19 protein-coding genes are annotated in these 19,825 nt (G+C 63.0%); 11 read left to right on the forward strand and 8 right to left on the reverse strand.

Annotated elements, in window-relative coordinates:
• Nucleotides 1-5: 5 nt before the first annotated feature.
• Entirely contained in the window at nt 6-302 is a 297-nt protein-coding gene (gene groES / locus RL_RS04625) for a co-chaperone GroES (protein WP_003545797.1), read from the reverse strand.
• Between the two features lie 394 nt (nt 303-696).
• Between groES and RL_RS04630 the strand changes: the two genes are divergently transcribed.
• Together RL_RS04630 and RL_RS04635 are read left to right on the forward strand one after the other, a co-directional pair.
• The gene (locus tag RL_RS04630) at nt 697-1,545 is read left to right on the forward strand and encodes a TIGR01459 family HAD-type hydrolase (protein WP_011650628.1); all 849 of its coding nucleotides are present in this window, start codon (nt 697-699) and stop codon (nt 1,543-1,545) included.
• Nucleotides 1,546-1,575: 30 nt separating this feature from the next.
• The gene (locus RL_RS04635; RefSeq protein WP_011650629.1) at nt 1,576-2,559 is read left to right on the forward strand and encodes a bifunctional riboflavin kinase/FAD synthetase; all 984 of its coding nucleotides are present in this window, start codon (nt 1,576-1,578) and stop codon (nt 2,557-2,559) included.
• A gap of 12 nt (nt 2,560-2,571) precedes the next feature.
• On the opposite strand, the gene RL_RS04640 is transcribed toward RL_RS04635, so the two are convergent.
• Nucleotides 2,572-3,030, reverse strand: a complete 459-nt coding sequence (locus RL_RS04640; protein ID WP_011650630.1) for a type II toxin-antitoxin system VapC family toxin — start codon at nt 3,028-3,030, stop codon at nt 2,572-2,574.
• Nucleotides 3,027-3,290: a type II toxin-antitoxin system Phd/YefM family antitoxin gene (locus tag RL_RS04645; RefSeq protein ID WP_011650631.1), complete on the reverse strand. Its 264-nt coding sequence runs from the start codon at nt 3,288-3,290 to the stop codon at nt 3,027-3,029. The genes RL_RS04640 and RL_RS04645 overlap by 4 nt, the downstream gene beginning before the upstream one ends.
• A 352-nt stretch (nt 3,291-3,642) precedes the next feature.
• On the opposite strand from RL_RS04645, the gene ileS reads away from it, so the two are divergent.
• Together ileS and RL_RS04655 are read left to right on the forward strand one after the other, a co-directional pair.
• Nucleotides 3,643-6,591, forward strand: a complete 2,949-nt coding sequence (ileS, locus tag RL_RS04650) for an isoleucine--tRNA ligase (protein WP_011650632.1) — start codon at nt 3,643-3,645, stop codon at nt 6,589-6,591.
• A gap of 132 nt (nt 6,592-6,723) precedes the next feature.
• Complete coding sequence (locus tag RL_RS04655) at nt 6,724-7,353, forward strand: hypothetical protein (RefSeq protein WP_041936179.1); 630 nt, start codon at nt 6,724-6,726, stop codon at nt 7,351-7,353.
• A 49-nt stretch (nt 7,354-7,402) separates the two neighbouring features.
• On the opposite strand, the gene RL_RS04660 is transcribed toward RL_RS04655, so the two are convergent.
• Nucleotides 7,403-7,840 carry a nucleoside deaminase gene (locus RL_RS04660; RefSeq protein WP_041936180.1) on the reverse strand — a complete coding sequence of 146 codons (438 nt, stop codon included), beginning with the start codon at nt 7,838-7,840 and terminating at the stop codon, nt 7,403-7,405.
• Nucleotides 7,841-7,930: 90 nt separating this feature from the next.
• On the opposite strand from RL_RS04660, the gene RL_RS04665 reads away from it, so the two are divergent.
• From RL_RS04665 to RL_RS04675, 3 genes are read left to right on the forward strand one after another with little or no spacing between them, the layout of a single operon-like run.
• Nucleotides 7,931-10,036 (forward strand): pseudouridine synthase, encoded by a 2,106-nt coding sequence (locus RL_RS04665; protein ID WP_011650635.1) that lies wholly within the window; start codon nt 7,931-7,933, stop codon nt 10,034-10,036.
• Nucleotides 10,017-10,577: a 16S rRNA (guanine(966)-N(2))-methyltransferase RsmD gene (rsmD, locus tag RL_RS04670; RefSeq protein ID WP_011650636.1), complete on the forward strand. Its 561-nt coding sequence runs from the start codon at nt 10,017-10,019 to the stop codon at nt 10,575-10,577. The genes RL_RS04665 and rsmD overlap by 20 nt, the downstream gene beginning before the upstream one ends.
• 12 nt (nt 10,578-10,589) lie before the next feature.
• Nucleotides 10,590-11,471 (forward strand): patatin-like phospholipase family protein, encoded by an 882-nt coding sequence (locus RL_RS04675; protein ID WP_011650637.1) that lies wholly within the window; start codon nt 10,590-10,592, stop codon nt 11,469-11,471.
• A gap of 13 nt (nt 11,472-11,484) precedes the next feature.
• On the opposite strand, the gene RL_RS04680 is transcribed toward RL_RS04675, so the two are convergent.
• The 4 genes from RL_RS04680 to RL_RS04695 all read right to left on the reverse strand — a co-directional run bounded on the left by RL_RS04680 (nt 11,485) and on the right by RL_RS04695 (nt 15,727).
• A complete protein-coding gene (locus tag RL_RS04680; RefSeq protein ID WP_011650638.1) occupies nt 11,485-11,937 on the reverse strand; it encodes a copper uptake system-associated protein in 453 nt (150 codons plus the stop codon).
• A gap of 13 nt (nt 11,938-11,950) precedes the next feature.
• A complete protein-coding gene (locus RL_RS04685) occupies nt 11,951-13,324 on the reverse strand; it encodes a PepSY-associated TM helix domain-containing protein (RefSeq protein ID WP_011650639.1) in 1,374 nt (457 codons plus the stop codon).
• An 89-nt stretch (nt 13,325-13,413) separates the two neighbouring features.
• Nucleotides 13,414-13,821 (reverse strand): DUF2946 family protein, encoded by a 408-nt coding sequence (locus RL_RS04690; protein WP_011650640.1) that lies wholly within the window; start codon nt 13,819-13,821, stop codon nt 13,414-13,416.
• Between the two features lie 91 nt (nt 13,822-13,912).
• A complete protein-coding gene (locus RL_RS04695; RefSeq protein ID WP_011650641.1) occupies nt 13,913-15,727 on the reverse strand; it encodes a monovalent cation:proton antiporter-2 (CPA2) family protein in 1,815 nt (604 codons plus the stop codon).
• Between the two features lie 118 nt (nt 15,728-15,845).
• Here RL_RS04695 and RL_RS04700 point away from each other — a divergent pair, with 118 nt between their 5' ends.
• The 4 genes from RL_RS04700 to waaA all read left to right on the forward strand — a co-directional run bounded on the left by RL_RS04700 (nt 15,846) and on the right by waaA (nt 19,817).
• Nucleotides 15,846-17,192 carry a TldD/PmbA family protein gene (locus RL_RS04700; RefSeq protein WP_011650642.1) on the forward strand — a complete coding sequence of 449 codons (1,347 nt, stop codon included), beginning with the start codon at nt 15,846-15,848 and terminating at the stop codon, nt 17,190-17,192.
• Nucleotides 17,193-17,208: 16 nt separating this feature from the next.
• Nucleotides 17,209-18,018 carry a 3'(2'),5'-bisphosphate nucleotidase CysQ gene (locus RL_RS04705; protein ID WP_011650643.1) on the forward strand — a complete coding sequence of 270 codons (810 nt, stop codon included), beginning with the start codon at nt 17,209-17,211 and terminating at the stop codon, nt 18,016-18,018.
• A 61-nt stretch (nt 18,019-18,079) separates the two neighbouring features.
• Nucleotides 18,080-18,325 (forward strand): DUF4170 domain-containing protein, encoded by a 246-nt coding sequence (locus RL_RS04710; protein ID WP_028743728.1) that lies wholly within the window; start codon nt 18,080-18,082, stop codon nt 18,323-18,325.
• Between the two features lie 172 nt (nt 18,326-18,497).
• Nucleotides 18,498-19,817, forward strand: a complete 1,320-nt coding sequence (waaA, locus tag RL_RS04715) for a lipid IV(A) 3-deoxy-D-manno-octulosonic acid transferase (RefSeq protein WP_003545821.1) — start codon at nt 18,498-18,500, stop codon at nt 19,815-19,817.
• Nucleotides 19,818-19,825 lie beyond the last annotated feature (8 nt).

Below are 19,825 nucleotides of genomic sequence, written 5' to 3' on the forward strand. Positions count from 1 at the left end.
GCCGATCAGCCGATGATGCCCATGATGTCGGCTTCCTTCATGATCAGAAGGTCTTCGCCGTCGATCTTGACTTCGGTGCCGGACCACTTGCCGAACAGGATGCGGTCGCCAGCCTTCACGTCGAGTGCGACGACCTTGCCGGACTCATCGCGCGCGCCGGAGCCGACGGCGACGATTTCGCCTTCCTGCGGCTTTTCCTTGGCGGTATCGGGAATGATGATGCCGCCCTTGGTCTTGGCTTCGGACTCAACGCGGCGAACAACGACGCGGTCGTGAAGGGGGCGGAAGTTGGTGCTTGCCATTGTCTAATCCCTCGATCGAATGACATTCGCGGACCGGAGTGGCCCACATGGATAGATGTTAGCACTCCCTTGCGGTGAGTGCTAGCGACGAGCATTTAGGGATGGCTCCGCGAGGAGTCAATGAGAGCAATCACGAATTTTTGTGCCGGAATTGTGAAGAGGCCGGAGAATAGTGCGAGATTGCGGCCGAAAACCAGGTGCTGCCGAACTTTGCCGAACTCGTCCGCCATCGGCGATCTGCCGCTTGGCGATAATCGTCAAAACCCTTAGCCCTTCCGCTCTGCCGGACCGTCGTTCGAGCTCCTCGCATTGGGCCGACAGCGAAGAAAATGCCTTGCCATCGCCTTTCGCCTTTGCAATGTCACCGGTGACTGAAGCAAATCGGGAAATCGGGATGGCCAAGCGGATAGAAAACTTCTCGGAGATATCAGGTCACTATGATGTGGTGCTCTGCGATGTCTGGGGCGTCGTTCACAACGGCGTCGATCCGTTCCCGAAGGCGGCCGCAGCCCTTGAAGCGGCACGCGACAGCGGTCTAGCCGTCGTCCTCATTACCAATTCGCCGCGCCTTTCCTGGCAGGTGGTCGAGCAACTGCGCCAGATCGGCGTTCCCGACAGCGCCTATGACAGGATCGTCACCTCTGGCGACGTCACGCGCGGTTTGATCGCCGAAGGGCCGAAGACCGTCTTTCTGTTCGGCCCCGAGCGCGACAAGGCGCTGCTCGAAGGCATCGGCGTCGAGCGCCGGCCGGCGGGCGAAGCGCAATCGCTGGTCTGCACCGGCTTTTTCGACGACGAGACGGAGAAGCCGGAGGATTACACCGATATGCTTCTCGATTTCAAAGCCCGCGACGTGCCGATGATCTGCGCCAATCCCGACCTCATTGTCGAGCGCGGCCATCGCATCATCCCCTGCGCAGGCGCCATGGCCGCCCATTACGAGCAGCTTGGCGGCAAAACCCGCATCGCCGGCAAGCCGCACCGGCCGATCTACGAGGCGACGCTAGCGGCTGCCCGCGAGCTTCGCGGCGATTTCCCAGTCGACCGCGTGCTGGCAATCGGCGACGGCATGCCGACCGATGTGCGCGGCGCCTTGAATTACGGCCTCGACCTCCTCTACATCAGCGGCGGTATCCACGCTAAGGAATACACTCTCAACGGCGAGACCGACGAGGCGATCCTCAAAGCCTATCTCGAACGGGAAAAAGCCGCGCCGAAGTGGTGGATGCCCCGCCTTGCATGAAGACACGCCTGCATGAAGAGAAGCCAGCCGATGACCGTCTTCCACCGCAATGAAACCCGGGAACCCCTACCCCCCCATCTGAAGGGCGGCGTCATTGCCATCGGCAATTTCGATGGCGTGCACCGCGGCCATCAATCGGTGTTGAGCCGGGCGCTGGAGATCTCCAAGACGCGCGGTATCCCCGCTTTGGTGCTGACCTTCGAGCCGCATCCGCGCACGGTCTTCCGACCGCAGACACCGGTCTTTCGCCTGACGCCGGCGCCGTTGAAGGCCCGCATCCTGGAAACGCTGGGTTTCAGCGCTGTCATCGAATATCCCTTCGATTACGAATTTTCGCAGCGCTCGGCCGATGATTTCATCCATTCGATCCTGAAGGATTGGCTCGGCGCCTCCGAAGTCGTCACCGGCTTCGATTTCCATTTTGGCCGCGGCCGCGAGGGCGGTCCGGCTTTCCTCATGAATGCCGGTCATACCTATGGCTTCGGCGTCACCCTGATCGATGCCTTTCGCGACGAAAACGCCGATGTCGTGTCTTCGAGCCATATCCGCGCGCTGCTGAAGGAGGGCAATGTCAGCGAAGTCGCCGGCATGCTCGGTTACCGCTATACGGTGGAAGCCGAGGTGATCGATGGCGAAAAGCTCGGCCGGCAGCTGGGTTTTCCCACGGCCAACATGCGCCTGCCGCCGGAGGTCGATCTTGCCGCCGGCATCTACGCCGTCCGCTTCCGCCGCCAGGACGGCACGCTCCACGATGCCGTCGCAAGCTATGGCCGCCGCCCGACGGTGACGGAAAACGGCGCACCGCTGCTCGAAACCTATCTTTTCGATTTCAGCGGCGATCTCTACGGCCAGCTCTGCTCCGTCTCGTTCTTCGGCTATCTCCGCCCTGAGCTGAAATTCGACGGCCTCGATCCGCTGGTCGCCCAGATCAAGCGTGATGAGGAAGAGGCGAGGGCGCTGCTTGCGGGTGTTAAGCCACTCGGCACTCTTGATCAGAAACTGTGCTTTTCCTGAGGTCGCCTTGAGTTATCTCCGGCTCAGTGGAAACTGACCGGGATCGTTCGTCCATGGATCGAAGATCGCCGCGCCGGAGAAGCGCGTATCCCTGACGTTTCGCGTCACCAGATAGAGATTGTACTCGATTGCGGTGGCGGCGAGCATCGTGTCGACAACCGACGGCGCATGTCCGGTCTTGAGTTTTACCCGCCCCGAAATGACGCCCCAGTGCCTGACGGCTGCGTCGCTCAGCGAAAGAACGCGTTGTGCAAACCTCTCCTCCAGCGCATCGCGGGAGGCCGCATAACGATAGCGATTTTGATCGCCCTCAGGCAGGTTTTCGATGCCCTTGTCATATTCCGCCAGCGTGAGGATACTGATAAACATCCGCTCCTCGTCTTGAGCCGCAGCCCAGGATTTGACGGAAGGTGCGCCGTTTGGATTGATCAGCGCGGCAATGACATTGGTATCGAGCAGCCAGCCGATCACAGCTCGGCATCCCGTCCGTAATCTGCCTCTCGCTCGAGGTCGAGCTCTTTGAGATCGAGGCTTTCCATGAAGGCGACGAAAGGCTTTTTCGGTTCGGCTTTGGTCAGTTTGTCGAGTTCTTCGGCGCTGATGACGACGACGCTGTCCCGGCCGCGAACGGTCACGCGCTGTGGTCCTTCGCTATGTGCGCGGCGGACCACCTCGCTGAAGCGCGCTTTCGCGTCCTCGAGCTTCCAGCTTTGCTTCGTGATTTTTTTCATGCCTCTGGCTCTCGATCTAATCTGGTCAGATAGTCAGGTATATAACGCAAGCCGCACTGAGTTTCCAGCCTTAGGCTTTCCGGAACGATACGGGCACCGCCGATTCTAGCCGTTGAAGCCGATTGGAAACCGCGAATTCTTCTCTTCCTTTTCCCGGCAAAAACGCCTATGAACCGGCGCGATGAAGAAATATCGGCTGGCAATGATGATGCGAATTATCGGCCCGGCCTTCCGCGCGCGCTAAGCGGCCGGAAGGTCCGGGTTTTTGGCGCTTGGATACGAGCGCTTCCGTCACCAGCTATTTCACGCCCGTTGCGCCCCTTCCTGGGCCGCCAGAAAACGATTGTCAGACATGACCGACACAGCCGAAAAGATCGACTATTCGAAGACCCTCTATTTGCCCGAGACCGACTTTCCCATGCGCGCCGGCCTGCCGCAGAAGGAACCGGAACTCGTCAAGCGCTGGCAGGAGATGGGTCTCTACAAGAAACTGCGCGCTTCCGCCGCCGGCCGCGAGAAATTCGTCCTTCACGACGGCCCTCCCTATGCCAACGGCAACATCCATATCGGCCACGCGCTGAACAAGATCCTCAAGGACGTCATCAACCGCTCGTTCCAGATGCGCGGCTACGACGCCAATTACGTGCCCGGCTGGGATTGCCACGGCCTGCCGATCGAATGGAAGATCGAGGAGAAATACCGCGAGAAGGGCAAGAACAAGGACGAGGTTCCGGTCAACGAATTCCGCAGGGAATGCCGTGAATTCGCCGCCGGCTGGATCAAGGTCCAGGCGGAAGAGTTCAAGCGCCTCGGCATCGAGGGTGACTTCGACAATCCCTATACGACGATGAATTTTCACGCGGAATCGCGCATCGCCGGCGAACTCTTGAAGATCGCCGCAAGCGGTCAGCTTTATCGCGGCTCCAAGCCGATCATGTGGTCGGTGGTCGAGCGCACGGCGCTGGCCGAGGCCGAGGTCGAATACCAGGACTATGAGAGCGACACGATCTGGGTGAAATTCCCAGTCGTTAGAGGAGTGACGGCCGATTATCGCCGTGATGGAACATCGCCCACAGCGGATGAGGTCAACCCGCCGTTGGTCAATGAAGATGCGTTCATCGTAATCTGGACAACAACACCTTGGACGATCCCGGGAAATCGCGCGATCGCATTTTCTGCTCGCCTTGAATATGGCCTGTATGAGGTCGAAAGCGCTACGAATGATTTCGGCCCGCAGCCAGGCGAGAAATTGGTTTTCGCCAAGCGCTTGGCTGAGGATTGTGCTTCGAAAGCCAAAGTAACCTTGCGTTTTGTGCGGGACGTAAGTGACGACGAACTGGCTAACGTTGTTTGCGCTCATCCACTCAGAAATTTGGATAATGGCTATACGTTCGATGTCCCGCTGCTCGAAGGCGACCACGTCACCGATGACGCCGGCACCGGCTTCGTGCACACCGCTCCCAGCCACGGTCGCGAAGACTTCGATGCCTGGATGTCGGCTGTCCGCACGCTTGATGCCCGCGGCATCGACACTAAAATCCCGTTCCCCGTCGATGACGGCGGTTTCTATACCGCCGACGCCCCCGGCCTCGAAGGCGCCCGCGTCATCGACGATGACGGCAAGAAGGGCGATGCCAACGACCGCGTCATCAGGGAGCTGATCGCCCGCGGCGCACTCTTTGCCCGCGGCCGGCTGAAGCACCAGTATCCGCATTCCTGGCGCTCGAAGAAGCCGGTCATCTTCCGCAACACGCCGCAATGGTTCGTCTATATGGACAAGACCCTTGCCGATGGCACGACGCTGCGTTCGCGCGCGCTGGGTGCGATCGACGATACGCGCTTCGTGCCCGCCGCCGGCCAGAACCGCCTGCGCGCCATGATCGAGGGCCGCCCGGACTGGGTGCTCTCGCGCCAGCGCGCCTGGGGTGTGCCGATCGCCGTCTTTGCCGACGATGAGGGCGAGGTCCTGGTCGACGAAGCCGTCAACGCCCGCATCCTCGAAGCCTTCGAACATGAGGGCGCCGACGCCTGGTTTGCCGAAGGCGCCAAGGAGCGCTTCCTCGGCAATGACCATGACCATTCCCGCTGGACCCAGGTCATGGATATCCTCGACGTCTGGTTCGACTCCGGCTCGACGCACACCTTCACGCTCGAAGACCGCCCGGACCTGAAGTGGCCGGCCGACCTTTATCTCGAAGGTTCCGACCAGCATCGCGGCTGGTTCCATTCGTCGCTGCTGGAATCGGCGGCCACCCGCGGCCGTGCGCCTTACAATGCCGTCCTCACCCATGGTTTCACCATGGACGAGAAGGGCGAGAAGATGTCGAAGTCGAAGGGCAACGTCACCGCACCTCAGGAAGTGATGAAGGATGCCGGCGCCGATATCCTGCGCCTCTGGGTGATGACCTCGGATTATGCTGACGACCTGCGCGTCGGCAAGACGATCATCCAGACCAATGTCGATGCCTATCGCAAGCTGCGCAACACCATCCGCTGGATGCTCGGCACGCTTGCCCACGATAAGGGCGAGGAGATCGCCCTTGCCGATCTGCCGGAGCTGGAGCAGCTGATGCTGCACCGGCTTGCCGAGCTCGACGAGCTGGTGCGCGAGAACTATGACACCTTCGACTTCAAGAAGATTGCCCGTGCGCTGATCGATTTCGCCAATGTCGAGCTTTCGGCCTTCTATTTCGATATCCGCAAGGATGCGCTCTATTGCGACGCGCCGTCGAGCCTGCGCCGGCGCGCCAGCCTGCACGTCATCCGCCAGATCTTCGATTGCATGGTGACATGGCTTGCCCCGATGCTGCCCTTCACCACCGAGGAGGCCTGGCTGTCGCGCAACCCGTCCGCCGTTTCCGTGCATCTGGAGCAGTTTGCCCCGGTCGCAAAGGAATGGCGCAACGATGCCCTGGCCGAGAAGTGGAAGAAGATCCGTGCAGTGCGTTCGGTTGTGACCGGCGCTCTGGAAATCGAGCGCAAGGACAAGCGCATCGGCTCCTCGTTGGAAGCGGCTCCGCTTGTCCACATCGCCGATCCGGAATTGCTGAAGGCGCTGGAAGGCCAGGATTTCACCGAAGTCTGCATCACCTCGGCAATCGAGATCAAGGCCGGCGAAGGACCCGTGGATGCCTTCCGCCTGGCTGAGGTGCCGGAGGTCAGCGTCGTGCCGAAGCTTGCAGAGGGCGAGAAATGCGCCCGCTCCTGGCGCATCACCAGGGATGTCGGTTCCGATCCGGAATATCCCGATGTTTCGGCCCGCGACGCTGCTGCCCTTCGCGAGCTTGCCGCGCTCAAGTGAAGAATATTGCCGGGTGAATTGCGTTTTTGCGGTTCATCCGGTAAGAGCTGCCTGAAAATGGCCGGATTTTTGCGTCAGGGGGACGGTTGTCCGGTTGGGCGACGATTGCACCGGCAGGGTGGAAGGGTTTTCATGTTAGCAACGCATTGGTTCCGTATAGGCGCCTGCCTGTCTGTTGTAGTGGCGGGATGCTCCCTGGTGTCCGGTTGCGCCAGCAGCCCGACCTACGGCACCGACAAGACCGCCATGGAACAGTTGACCGACGATCTCGGCCAGTCCGTGTCGTTGACCGGCCCTGACCCGAAGAACAAGGGCGTCAAGTACACGCCGCGTCCGACGCTGGTGCTACCGGCGCAGGCGCAGAAGGAGACTCTCGTTGCGCCGCAGCAGACGGTCGCCAACAAGGACAATCCGCAATGGCTTGAATCGCCGGAGGAGACGCGTGCTCGTCTCGTTTCGGAAGCCGACGCGAATTCGGACAATCCGAATTACCGCTCGCCGCTCGCCAGCTCTGCGATCGAAGGCGGCCGGCGCACGACGGAAGCCCAGACCAAGGCCTATCGTGAAGCCCGTGCCCTGCAGAAGGGCTCCTATGTCGACCAGCGCCGCTATATATCCGATCCGCCGCCCGGCTACCGCACCGTCGACGATCCGGCAAAGCTCGATGATGTCGGCGAGCCCGAGCTCAAGAAGCAGAAGAAGCGCAAGAAAGATGCAGCTGTCGCCAACACCGGCAAGCAGTGGTGGAACCTCCTGCAATAGCTTTTCGGTGCGCCGGCAAGGATGACGGCGCCGCGCACCGGCGCTGGGATTACGGCGCCTCTCTCCTTTGCGAAAAGAACTTTCGCAGCAGATCGGCCGATTGGACCTCGTTGAAGCCGGAATAGACCTCCGGGGCGTGGTGACAGGTCGGCTGCCCATAGAATCGCACGCCATTGTCGACGGCGCCGCCCTTCGGGTCCTCGGCGCCGTAATAGAGCCTGCGGATACGCGCAAACGAGATGGCTGCCGCGCACATGGTGCAAGGCTCCAGCGTCACGTAGAGATCGGCGCCGACCAAACGTTCCTGTCCGAGCGCTTCGCAGGCGAGCCGGATCGCGGCGATTTCGGCGTGCGCGGTCACGTCTTTGAGCTCGCGCGTGCGGTTTCCCGAGCGTGAAACGGCAATATCGTCGACAACGACGACGGCGCCGATCGGCACCTCGCCGCGTTCTCCGGCGGCACGCGCTTCTTCGAGCGCCATCTCCATGAAACGATTTGTCTTCACGATCGCAAGAATTTCCACTTAACCGCAGATGCGTGACCTGATAGACAGGCCCAAAAGGCAGGCAAACAACAAATGACACCCAAAGACAAGCCAAAACGCCCGGGCGCAAAGCCCCTTTCACGGGATATCAGGTCGAAAGCCGGCCCGAAGGCGGACGGCGAGAAGCCGGCAAAGCCTGCGGTCGCCCGCGCGGTCGCCGCCGAGACCGAAGGCGAGGCCAAGGCCGAACGCATTTCCAAGGTGATGGCGCGCGCCGGCGTCGCCTCCCGCCGCGACATCGAACGCATGATCATGGAAGGCCGGGTGACGCTGAACGGCAGGGTTCTCGAAACCCCCGTCGTCAACGTCACGCTCGCCGATCGCATCGAAGTCGACGGCGTGCCGATCCGCGGCATCGAGCGCACCAGGCTGTGGCTCTATCATAAGCCTGCCGGCCTGGTGACCACCAATGCCGATCCGGAAGGCCGCTCGACCGTCTTCGACAACCTGCCGGAAGAACTGCCGCGCGTCATGTCGATCGGCCGCCTCGATATCAACACCGAAGGCCTGCTGCTCTTGACCAATGACGGCGGTCTCGCCCGCGCGCTCGAGCTGCCGGCGACCGGATGGCTGCGGCGCTACCGCGTCCGCGCCCATGGCGAGATCGATCAGGACGCGCTCGACAAGCTGAAGGACGGCATTGCCGTCGACGGCGTGCTCTACGGCTCGATCGAGGCGACGCTCGACCGCACGCAAGGCTCGAACGTCTGGATCACCATGGGTCTTCGCGAAGGCAAGAACCGCGAAATCAAGAACGTGCTCGGCGCGCTCGGCCTCGACGTCAATCGCCTGATCCGCATTTCCTATGGCCCGTTCCAGCTCGGCGACCTGCCGGAAGGCCATGTCGTCGAAGTGCGCGGCCGTACACTGCGCGACCAGCTCGGCCCGCGCCTCATCGAGGAAGCCAAGGCGAATTTCGATGCGCCGATCTACAACGCGGCGGCGGTCGCTGCCGAGGAAGAGGCAGAGCCCGCAGCAGCGGAAAGGCGCGAGCGTCCGCGCCGCGACGAGGACAAGCGCGAACGGGCGCTGAGCCGTCTCGACACCAAGCGCGACGACCGCCACGGTGGCGCGCGCAAAGAGGACGACCGCCGCGACGGCGGGCGTCGGGACGATGAAAGGCCGAAGCGTCCCCAGCCGCTCGGCCAGCGCCGCAGCGCCAATGTCTGGATGGCGCCGGGCGCCCGGCCGCTCGGCGAAAAGGCCGCGGCGAAAGCTGCCAAGAATGCGCAGACCGCACGCAAGCGCGGCGAGCAGTCGCCGGCAAGAGGCGCTGGTTTCGATCGCATCGAAGATCGCCCGCGCACCCAGGTGAACCGCGTGCGTGAAGAGGATGGCGAGTGGATCCGCTCGAGCGAAGAGCCCCGTCGCAAGGATGAGGGCGAGGGCTTCGGCCGCAAGCGCGGCTTTGGTGATCGTCCCGCCCGCGAAGACCGCGGTTCTGGCGACCGCCCGGCGCGCGGCGAACGGCCGTTCGGTGATCGTCCCTCGCGTGGGGACCGGCCCTTCGGCGACAAGCCGCGCGGTGATCGCAAGCCGCGTACGGATGGTGACGAGCGTCCTCGGGCCGCGAGAAGCTCTGCCGGCGATGCCCGTTCGGAGCGTCCGCGCGGCGACCGGCCGTTCGGTGATCGTCCCCCGCGTGGGGATAGGCCCTTCGGCGACAAGCCGCGCGGTGATCGCAAGCCGCGTACGGATGGTGACGAGCGTCCTCGGGCCGCGAGAAGCTCTGCCGGCGAGGGCCGTTCGGAGCGTCCGCGCAGCGACCGGCCGTTCGGTGATCGTCCCCCGCGTGGAGACCGGCCCTTCGGCGACAAGCCGCGTGCTGATCGCAGGCCGCGCGAGGACGGTGACGAACGCCCGCGGGCAGCCAGAAGTTTTGCCGGCGAGGGCCGCTCCGAGCGTCCGCGCGGCGAAAGATCGTTCGGCGACAAGCCTTCGGGTGACAAGCCTCGTGGCAAGGGCTTTGCGGCCAAGCCTGGTGGGACCAAACCTGGTGGGGCCAAGAGTTTTTCCGGCAAGCCGAAAGGCGCGAAGCCGGGCGGTGACAGGCCGGGCGGCGATAGGCCTGCGGGCGGGCCGTCCAGAGGTGGTGCTAAAGGAAAGGGAATGACGCGCGGTGCGGATCGTCGGCGGTGAGTTTCGCGGACGGCCTCTCGCCGTGCCAAAATCCAACGAGATCCGGCCGACTGCCGACCGGACGCGCGAGAGCCTGTTCAATATATTGAGCCATGCCTATCCGGAATGCGTCGATGGCACCCGGATTCTCGACCTCTTTGCCGGCACCGGCGCCGTCGGGCTCGAAGCCGTTTCACGCGGCTGTCGCCATGCGCTCTTCGTCGAAAACAGCGTCGAGGGCAGGGCGCTGCTCTGGGAGAACATCGATGCGCTCGGCCTGCATGGCCGCACGCGCATCCTGCGCCGGGATGCGACCGATCTCGGCAGCGTCGGCAATCTCGACCCCTTCGACGTGCTCTTTGCCGACCCACCCTATGGCAAGGGTCTCGGTGAGAAGGCGATGGCGGCGGCGGCCGAGGGCGGCTGGCTGCGGCCTGGCGCAATCGCGGTGCTCGAAGAACGCGCCGATATTGTCGTTTCCGTCCATCCTTCCTATGTTTTCCTCGAAAGCCGCATCTTCGGCGATACGAGGGTGCATTTCTTCCGATATCAGCCGCAATAAGCGGGGGCGGGCGTGCAGCAGGCAGAGATCATCAGCCCGAAATTGCCTGCGATCAGCGATGTGCCGACGGTCGCCGTCGCTTTTGGCGGCGGCGGTGCGCGCGGACTTGCCCATATCCATGTCATCGAGACGCTCGATGAACTCGGCATCCGCCCGGTGGCGGTATCAGGCTCGTCGATCGGCGCGATCATGGCGGCCGGCATGGCGGCTGGCATGTCCGGCGCCGAAATCCGCGAACATGCACTGGCGACCGTCGGCAACAAGACGGCCGTCGTCGCCCGCATCTGGGGCCTGAGGCCGGCGACGGTGCGCGATGCGGTGGCCAAGGGTATCCGCATCGGCCAGTTCAATCTGGAGCGGATCCTCAAGGCCTTCCTGCCGTCCGAGCTGCCGGCCCGCTTCGAGGATCTGCTGGTCCCGATGAAGGTGATCACCACGGATTATTACGGGCAGTGCGAAGTCATCATCGAACAGGGCGAACTGTTTCCCGCACTCGCGGCCTCTTCCGCCATCCCCGCCGTCTTCATGCCGGTGCGCCTGCGCGACCGGGTGATGATCGACGGCGGCATCAGCAATCCGGTGCCCTATGAATGCCTGATGGATCTTGCCGACATCGTCGTCGGCATCGATGTCGTCGGCGCGCCGGAAGGCGACGGCACCCATATTCCGAACCGTATGGAGAGCATCTTCGGCTCCGGCCAGCTGATGATGCAGACGGCGATCTCGCTGAAGTTGAAGCTTCGCCCGCCGCATATCTTCCTGCGCCCGACTGTCGGCCGCACCGGCGTCATGGATTTCCTCAAGGCCCGCGAAGTCCTCGCCATGTCCGTCGGCGTCAAGGACGACCTGAAATTCGCCCTTGACCGGGAAATCGAGGCTCGGCTGAAACGCTAGCTGTCCGCTCTCCTCATTGGGCGTGGCCCTCGTGGCCGGCATGACCCTCGCCGTTTGAAGCCTCATTCATCGTCACCGTGCCCTCGAAGCTTGAGAAGAGCGCAAGCGCGGAAGAATCGAGGCCGGCCTCGGCATCCTTCAGCTTCGCAGCCAGCCCGGCGGCGTCAACTGCGGAGAGCCCGATTGTCTCGAGTGTCCCGGCATCCTTCAGGCTGTCGCCGCTGCAGAGATAGATGCTCCAGCCGTGATGGGTCTTCTTCATCAGGGCCCGTCCGCCGCGTCCGTCCTGCCGCCAGCCGACGATCGCCCAATCGGCATGAACCACGACCGGCGCGATATCGAGCGGCTTGTCCAGCCTTTCGAACATCACCTTCAGCTTCGCCGGGATCGCCTGTTGCGGGTCGTCGGCCGCACATGCCATGGACGCAAGCAGCACGCCGGCAAGAATAGCGATGATCTTCTTCATCCGATGGCCTCCCTCAGGCGAGAACGCGTTTCAGCAACGGTACGAACCGCACGACGATCTGGTCGAAGGCGATCATGGCGACAATCGCGAGCCCGCTCATCGGGAAGGCGACGGCGAAGATCCCGACAATCACCCACAGGCCGTAATAGATCGAAGGCTTTGGCGGCATGGGTGGCACGCCGAGGCGGCCGATCGGGCGCCGTTTCCACCACATGATGACGGCGGTCACGCAACTGAGCACAATTGCAAGGCATGTTGCGAACATCAGCAACTGATTGAAACGCCCCCATTCCTGTCCCTGGTGGACATTGATGCCCCACTCGATCGCTTTGCCGAGGAACGGATATTGATCGAAGCCGATATCGATCAATGGTTTGCCGGAATACTGGTCGATATGGAGCGTGCGTTCGTCGGTAAGATCGTCGGGAAAGAGCGAGGCGGTATAGACGCCCGTCTCGTCGGAGGGGATCGCCACGTCGAAGCCTGGCGCCATGCCCAGCCGTTTGGCGATCTCCGCCGCTTTGTCGAGGCCGATTGGCTTGCCTGATTGCGCTGCGGCGATATCGGAAAGCGGGACCGGCGCCTTCTCGACGATCCAGCCGCTGTTCGGAAGGATATCCTCGGTGACTTTTCGCGACTTCGGCACGTCGTCCCAGAGCTGGACCGGATAGCCGAGGCCGTGTTCGGCCAGCCAGGCATTGGCGTTCGCCCCCCAATAGCCCGACCATGGCATGCCTGACATCGCAAGGAAGAAGATCAGGATGCCGGCGAAGGCACCCGTCACGGCATGCAGGTCGCGCCAGAAAACGCGGCGGCCGGGCGTTCCCCGCACGCTGACAACGCCGCCCGTCTGGCGTCGCGGCCACCAGAGATAGATGCCGGTGACGACGAGCACCATGGCAAAGCCGCCGGCAATTTCGATCAGCCGGTTCGTTATGGTGCCGAAATAGGCGAGGCTGTGGATGCGCTTGACGACATAATTGAACTCGTCGGTCGATCCGACCACATCGAGCACTTTGCCGTCATAGGGGTTGACGAAGACCAGCATCGAGCCGGCATCGCTGGAGAGGGTGACGATGGCCGATCGCTCGGGCAGGACCGGGTCCTTGTAGGATGTCGCGGTTGAGCCCGGCGCGGCGGAGGCGGCGATCTCTGCGATCCGCTCCGGCGACAGCGCTTCGCCCGCCGGCTGGACACTGTAGCGGTAGCCGAAGAAGGTGCTGTTGATCTCGTCCTTGAAGAGATAGAGCGATCCGGTAACGGCCAGATTGAGCAGGAAGGGTATGACGAGAAGCCCGGCAAAGAAATGCCAGCGCCAGATGGCACGGTAGAGCGAAACGCCGTTTGCGGCGTCCTCTGCCGGTTCGGCAGCAGTAATAGTCGACATGAGAATGGATCCGTATCCACGGCCGACAGCACGCATGCAGGTCGGCCGGCGTTGAAAGGCGCATCACGGCGCCTGCCGCAACGCGAAGTTCAGGCAGGGATCGGATCGGAAGGCGGAGCGCGAGGACCGGTATTGGGTGGGAAAAGCTGGCGATGGAAGGCCTCGGCCCGGATCGGCAGTTCAACCGCAGCCGCAAAGGGTATGGCAGCACCGGCGATGTCCATCGGCGCCGGCAGGAGAATGGCGGCGCCGATCCGGCAGGCTTCGCAACCATGCGAATGCGCGTTGTCATGCTGGCTCTGACCGGATTTGTCCGTCGTGGTGACGCAAAGTGTCGGCAGTGACCCATCCGGAAGCACATATTGGCCGAGTTCGGCCGGATCGAATTCGCCAGCCGCTGCCGCGGGCACCTGATGGGCGAAGCCGACGAACACCAGTGCGACCGCGCACAGGATGCGGAGCGCCCATTGTTCGATCTGTGTCGTCCGTCTGATCAAGATTCCCTCTTGGATCGCTGCGATCGGATGTTTGATAAACGCCGCCCCCTTGATATTCAATGCGTCAATTTCGCAAGCCGCTCAGGGGTGATCAGGCATCCGCCGTCGCATCCGCGGTTCCGGCCAGCGGATCGTCCTCGAAGGGATCGGCGGCGCGTTTCGGCTTGACCAGCGGTTCGGGGCGGACAGGGTGGGAAAACAGCATGTCGCGCCCGGCCTGCAGCCCTTCGGACACCTGCAGCACCAGGCGCGCCTCGTCGCGCTTGCGGATATCCTCGCCGATTTCGTAGGCGTCGACCTCGGAAACCCCGAGCGCTTCCAGCGTTCGCCGTCCGAAGAGCAGGCCCGATTCCAGCGTTTCGCGCAGCTCGTAGTCGACGCCCTTGTTGCGCAGTTCGATCGAATGGATGCGGTCGTAGGAACGCACGTAGAGCCGGGTGTGCGGATAGTCGGCCTGCACCAGTTCCACCACCTTGTCGGTGATTTCCTTCTTCTGCGTGCAGACGAGCACGATCTTCGCCCGGTCGATGCCGGCCGAGCGCAGCACATCCTTGCGGGCGCCGTCGCCGAAATAGATACGGAAGCCGAAGGAGGAGGCCTGGCGGATGCGGTCGGCCGAAAAATCGATGACGGTGACGCTGCGCCCGCCGGCAAGCAGGATCTGGGCGGCGATCTGGCCGAAACGCGAGAAGCCGACCATCAGCACGTCGGCGCCGGCGCCCTCGAAATCCTCGTCCAGTTCCTCCTGTTCGTCGCCGCGCAGCAGCCGCTTCGAAAGGGCCGCCCCGATCGGCGTCAGTGCCATGGACAGCGTGACGATTGCGATCAGCAGCGAGGCCGTGCTCGTCGACATCAGCCCGACCGCACCTGCCGCGGTGAACAGCACGAAGCCGAATTCGCCGCCCTGCGGCAGCAGGAAGGCGATGCGGATCGCATCGTTGTGCGGGGAGCCCGAGATCCGGCAGAGCCCATAAATGATGATCGCCTTGACGGCCATGACGATCGGCACGGCGACGATGACGAAGAGCGCGTTGTCAGCGAGGACGTCGAGTTCCAGCGACAGGCCGACGGCGATGAAGAAGATGGCGAGCAGCACGCCGCGGAAGGGTTCGATATCCGCCTCCAGCTCGTGCCGGTAGGAGGATTCGGCAAGCATCACGCCGGAAAGGAAGGCGCCCATCGCCATCGAAAGCCCGGCCAGCTGCATCAGGCTCGCCGATCCCATGACGACGAAGAGGGCAGCCGCGATCATTGCCTCGCGCGCGCCGGTCCGGGCGATGATCTGGAAGAGCGGCGTCAGCAGGTAACGCCCCATGACGATCATCGCCGCAACCGCGCCGACGGCGATGGCGAAATCCAACAGCGGCGCGTTGCTGCCCTTGTCGCCGCCGTCGAGGATGGTGATCAGCGCCAGCAGCGGCACGATCGCCAGGTCCTGGAACAGCAGCATCGAAAAGGAGCGCTGCCCGTATCTGGTGTTGACGTCGCCGTCGCCCTCGAGGATCTGCATGGCAAAGGCCGTCGAAGACAGCGCCAGGCCAAATCCGGCAACGATGCTGCCGCGCCAGTCGAGAGCCTGGGAAAACCAGGCAAGCGCGGTCAGCGCCAGGCCCGTCAGCACCACCTGCGCTGAGCCGAGGCCGAAGATGTCGCGCCGCATCTGCCAGAGGCGGGTGGGTTTCAGCTCCAGTCCGATGATGAAGAGCAGGAAGACGACGCCGAGTTCAGCGACGGCGAGGATCTGTTCGCCATCGGTGATGCCGTGGAAGACCGGGCCGATGACGATGCCGGCGGCGAGATAGCCGAGCACCGTACCGAGCCCGAGTTTCTTGAATATCGGAGCGGCGACCACCGCCCCGCCAAGCAGCAGGATCGTTTCGGAAAAAAAGGCATTGGACGCTGACATGCTGACAATTCTTTCGACGGCGGGGAGCAAGCAGGCAGTCCCGATAAAGAATCGGTGACGGCGGCCTTGATGCTTGGGAGAGTGCACAATAAATGGAAGCCGAAGGAAAGGCCAAATCATGTCCTCTGAAATTGATTCCTCGACACTTCTTTCCCGCGCAAGTCAATTGATCGATCTGGCACGGAAGGCAGGGGCCGATGCCGCCGACGCCGTCGTCGTCCGGTCGCGCTCGCAATCGGTCAGCGTCCGCCTCGGCAAGGTCGAGGGCACGGAATCCTCCGAAAGCGACGATTTCTCCCTGCGCGTTTTCATCGGCAGGCGTGTCGCCAGCGTTTCGGCCAATCCGGGCTTCGATCTTCAGGCGCTTGCCGAACGCGCCGTCGCCATGGCCAAGGTTTCTCCGGAAGACCCCTTCGCCTGCCTGGCGGATGAGGCGAGCCTTTCGAGAGCCTATCCCGACCTGCAGTTGCTCGATACCACCGAGGTCTCCTCCGAGATGCTGCGCGAGGCGGGTCTTGCCGCTGAAGCAGCCGCGCTTGCGGTCAAGGGTGTCACCAATTCCTCCGGCGCCGGCGCGTCGGCCGGCATGGGCGGCCTTGTTCTTGCCACCTCGCACGGTTTCGAAGGCAGTTACATGGCCTCGCGTTTCGGCCATTCCGTCAGCGTGATTGCCGGCGAAGGCACCGGCATGGAGCGCGACTATGATTATGACAGCCGCCTCTATTACGCCGAACTGGACGATCCCGCTGAAATCGGCCGTCGCGCCGGCGAACGGGTGATCAAGCGCGTCAACCCGCGCCAGGTGCCGACCGGCAAGGACGTCACCGTCATCTTCGACCCGCGTGTCGCCCGCGGCTTCGTCGGCCATATCGCCGGTGCGATCAATGGTGCTGCCGTCGCCCGCAAGTCCAGCTTCCTGCGCGACAAGATGGGCCAGCAGGTGCTGAAGTTAGGCCTGTCGATCACCGACGATCCGTTGATCGTGCGTGGCCCATCCTCGCGGCCCTTCGATGGCGAAGGCGTGTCCGGCGAACGGCTGGTGATGATCGAGGATGGTGTCCTTAAGCACTGGTTCCTCTCGACCTCGACCGCGCGCGAACTCGGCCTCGAAACCAACGGCCGCGGCGTGCGCGGCGGCACTTCCGTCTCGCCCTCCTCCACCAACCTTGCCCTCGAACCCGGCGATATCTCGCCGGAGGATTTGATCCGCAGCGTCGGCAACGGTTTCTATGTCACCGAATTGATCGGCCACGGCGTCAACATGATCACCGGCGAATACAGCCGCGGCGCCACCGGCTTCTGGATCGAGAACGGCGAACTCACCTTCCCGGTCTCCGAGGTGACGATCGCCTCGAACCTCAAGGAGATGTTCATGCGCCTGACGCCGGCAAACGACATCGACCGGAAGTTCGGCGTCGCGGCCCCCACCTTCGCCATCGAAGGCATGACGCTTGCCGGACGTTGAGAAATGGATTGATCTGATGAGCGACATGGAGAAAGCCCGCTGGCAGAGCGATCTCACGCTGATCGCCGATGCTGCGAGAGAGGCGGGCGCCGTCGCTTTCGGCTTCTTCAACCAGTCTCCCGAGGTCTGGTGGAAGAACGAGGACCGGTCTCCCGTCAGCGCCGCCGATTTCGCCGCCAACAAGACGCTCGAGACCATCCTGCGCAAGGCCCGGCCGGATTATGGCTGGCTGTCGGAAGAAACCGACGACGATGCCGACCGTCTCTCGCGCGAGACGCTGTTCATCATCGATCCGATCGACGGCACGCGCGCCTTCCTCGGCGGGCAGAAGGTCTGGTGCGTCAGCGTCGCGGTGGTTCATCGCGGCCGACCGGTCGCCGGTGTGCTCTATGCCCCGGCGCTCGAGGAGCTCTATGAGGCTGTCGAGGGCGGCGTGGCGCTGAAGAACGGCGTCCCCTTCACGGTCTCGGCGGCCAGACCGGAAGAGATGAGCCGCCTTGCGATCGGCGACGACCTGCTGAAGACCTTTCCACCGGAATTCCGCGATCGGGTGACGCGCGAGAAATACATTCCCTCGCTCGCCTATCGCATCGCCATGGTGGCGGACGGTCGTCTCGAAGGCACCTTCGTCAAGGGCAATTCACATGATTGGGACCTTGCCGCTGCCGATCTGATCCTTACCTGCGCCGGCGGCGGCCTCGTCGACATCGAAGGCCGGCCGATCGTCTACAATCGCGCCGAAGTTACCCACAAGGTCCTATGTGCGGCGCCAACGCCCCGCCTCGATGAATTCCTCACCGCCTTTGCGGGACGACGAGACAGTTGACGTTTCCGTCAAAATCCCGCAGATGGGTGGCGGAGGAGAATAGGCAGAAAGAGAACAAAAAATGACTGACTCCGGTGACAAGAAGCAGCTTCTGCATCTCGTTTTTGGCGGCGAACTGGAAAGCCTCGATGACGTCCAGTTCCGTGACCTGCAGGGTCTCGATATTGTCGGCATTTTCCCGGATTATGCCGCGGCGCTGACGGCCTGGAAGTCGAAGGCGCAGCAGACGGTCGACAATGCGCATATGCGCTACTTCATCGTCCACATGCATCGTTTGCTCGATCCGCAGGAAAAGCCCAAGGGCTGAGCTTAGCAAGTGCCGCCGGCCGGCCGCTCGTCGAGCGGGCTTTGGTGCATGGCGCGCGCCCGTCGATCCGGATTGTTTGACGCATTCTGAACAAATTAATCGGCCATTGCGGCCGCAACGATAATTAGGGAATGGGTTTGATGTCGATCGGTTTTGATCGGAGGCTGGCGCGATGAGTTCCCGGATGGCGCGGTTCGGTCTGAGCGCATACCGTCTGGCGGGAACCGTGGCCTCTCCAGTCGTCGGCCTCTATATCACCTACCGCACGGCCAAAGGCAAGGAAGACCGGGCTCGCCGCCTGGAACGCTTCGGCTATCCGAGCGCCAACCGGCCGCAGGGCCCGCTCATCTGGTTCCATGCCGCAAGCGTCGGTGAAACCAACGCCGTCATCCCGCTGATCCGCGAAATCCGCCGCCGCGACATTCATGTCATTCTGACGACCGGCACCATCACGTCGGCCAAGCTCGCCGCCGAGCGCCTCGGCCAGGAAGCGATCCATCAATATGTGCCGCTCGACCTGAAGCCCTCCGTCAGCCGCTTCCTCGATTACTGGCAGCCCGATTGCGCCATCATCGCCGAATCCGAGATCTGGCCGGCAACGGTTCTGGAGCTCGGCCGCCGCCGCATTCCGCAGATCCTGATCAATGCCCGCATGTCGGACCGCTCCTTTGCCCGTTGGCGCCGCCGCCCGGCGATCGCCGAAGCCTTGTTCGAGAATCTTGCCCTCGTCATCGCCCAGTCGGATGTCGATGCCGAGCGTTTCCGCGATCTCGGCGCCGTCCCCGTCATCACCTCGGGCAATCTGAAGGTCGATACCGACGCGCCGCCTTACGACAGCGCTGTCTTCGCCCGCTACAAGAAGCAGATCGGCGAGCGCAAGACCTGGGCGGCGATCTCGACCTTCGACGGCGAGGAGAATGCCGCCGCCATCGTTCACCGGGCGCTCAGGGAGCGCGACCATCAATTGACGATCATCGTGCCGCGCCATCCCGAGCGCAGCGACGAGATCGAGGCAGCGCTCGTCAAGCAGGGGCTGAAGGTCGCCCGTCGCACCCGCGACGATGTGTTGTCGGCCGATGTCGATATCTTCCTCGGCGACACGATCGGCGAAATGGGCCTCTATCTCCGCCTGACGGAAATCGCCTTCGTCGGCCGTTCGCTCTTTGCCGAAGGCGGCCAGAACCCGCTGGAGCCTGCCATGCTCGGCTGCGCCATTCTCTCCGGCGGCCATGTGCAGAATTTCCGCGATGCCTATCAGAAGCTTGCCCGCAGCGGCAGCGCCCGCATGGTGCGCGATACTGAAATGCTGGCCAAGGGCGTCCATTATCTGCTGATCAACGACGAGGCCCGCCGCAACATGATCGAGGCCGGCATCACCGCCGTGCACGAGATGCGCGGCGCGCTGACGGCGACGGTAAAGGGGCTGGAACCCTATATCAATCCGCTGACGGTGAAGGCGCGGCTGCTGCCCAAGGCCGTGGCCCAGGTCTGAGGAGCGAA

Source organism: Rhizobium johnstonii 3841, from assembly GCF_000009265.1.
In the GTDB taxonomy this organism is placed as follows: Bacteria; Pseudomonadota; Alphaproteobacteria; order Rhizobiales; family Rhizobiaceae; genus Rhizobium; species Rhizobium acaciae.

Bases quoted from the DNA above. Each gene is read 5' to 3' on its own strand.
- RL_RS04710 (WP_028743728.1), top strand. From the start codon at position 18,080: ATGACTGACTCCGGTGACAAGAAGCAGCTTCTGCATCTCGTTTTTGGC.
- RL_RS04660 (WP_041936180.1), bottom strand. From the start codon at position 7,840: ATGGAGATGGCGCTCGAAGAAGCGCGTGCCGCCGGAGAACGCGGCGAG.
- RL_RS04665 (WP_011650635.1), top strand. From the start codon at position 7,931: ATGACACCCAAAGACAAGCCAAAACGCCCGGGCGCAAAGCCCCTTTCA.
- RL_RS04705 (WP_011650643.1), top strand. From the start codon at position 17,209: ATGAGCGACATGGAGAAAGCCCGCTGGCAGAGCGATCTCACGCTGATC.
- waaA (WP_003545821.1), top strand. From the start codon at position 18,498: ATGAGTTCCCGGATGGCGCGGTTCGGTCTGAGCGCATACCGTCTGGCG.
- RL_RS04695 (WP_011650641.1), bottom strand. From the start codon at position 15,727: ATGTCAGCGTCCAATGCCTTTTTTTCCGAAACGATCCTGCTGCTTGGC.
- RL_RS04685 (WP_011650639.1), bottom strand. From the start codon at position 13,324: ATGTCGACTATTACTGCTGCCGAACCGGCAGAGGACGCCGCAAACGGC.
- groES (WP_003545797.1), bottom strand. From the start codon at position 302: ATGGCAAGCACCAACTTCCGCCCCCTTCACGACCGCGTCGTTGTTCGC.
- RL_RS04700 (WP_011650642.1), top strand. From the start codon at position 15,846: ATGTCCTCTGAAATTGATTCCTCGACACTTCTTTCCCGCGCAAGTCAA.
- RL_RS04680 (WP_011650638.1), bottom strand. From the start codon at position 11,937: ATGAAGAAGATCATCGCTATTCTTGCCGGCGTGCTGCTTGCGTCCATG.
- ileS (WP_011650632.1), top strand. From the start codon at position 3,643: ATGACCGACACAGCCGAAAAGATCGACTATTCGAAGACCCTCTATTTG.
- RL_RS04635 (WP_011650629.1), top strand. From the start codon at position 1,576: ATGACCGTCTTCCACCGCAATGAAACCCGGGAACCCCTACCCCCCCAT.
- RL_RS04655 (WP_041936179.1), top strand. From the start codon at position 6,724: ATGTTAGCAACGCATTGGTTCCGTATAGGCGCCTGCCTGTCTGTTGTA.
- RL_RS04630 (WP_011650628.1), top strand. From the start codon at position 697: ATGGCCAAGCGGATAGAAAACTTCTCGGAGATATCAGGTCACTATGAT.
- RL_RS04645 (WP_011650631.1), bottom strand. From the start codon at position 3,290: ATGAAAAAAATCACGAAGCAAAGCTGGAAGCTCGAGGACGCGAAAGCG.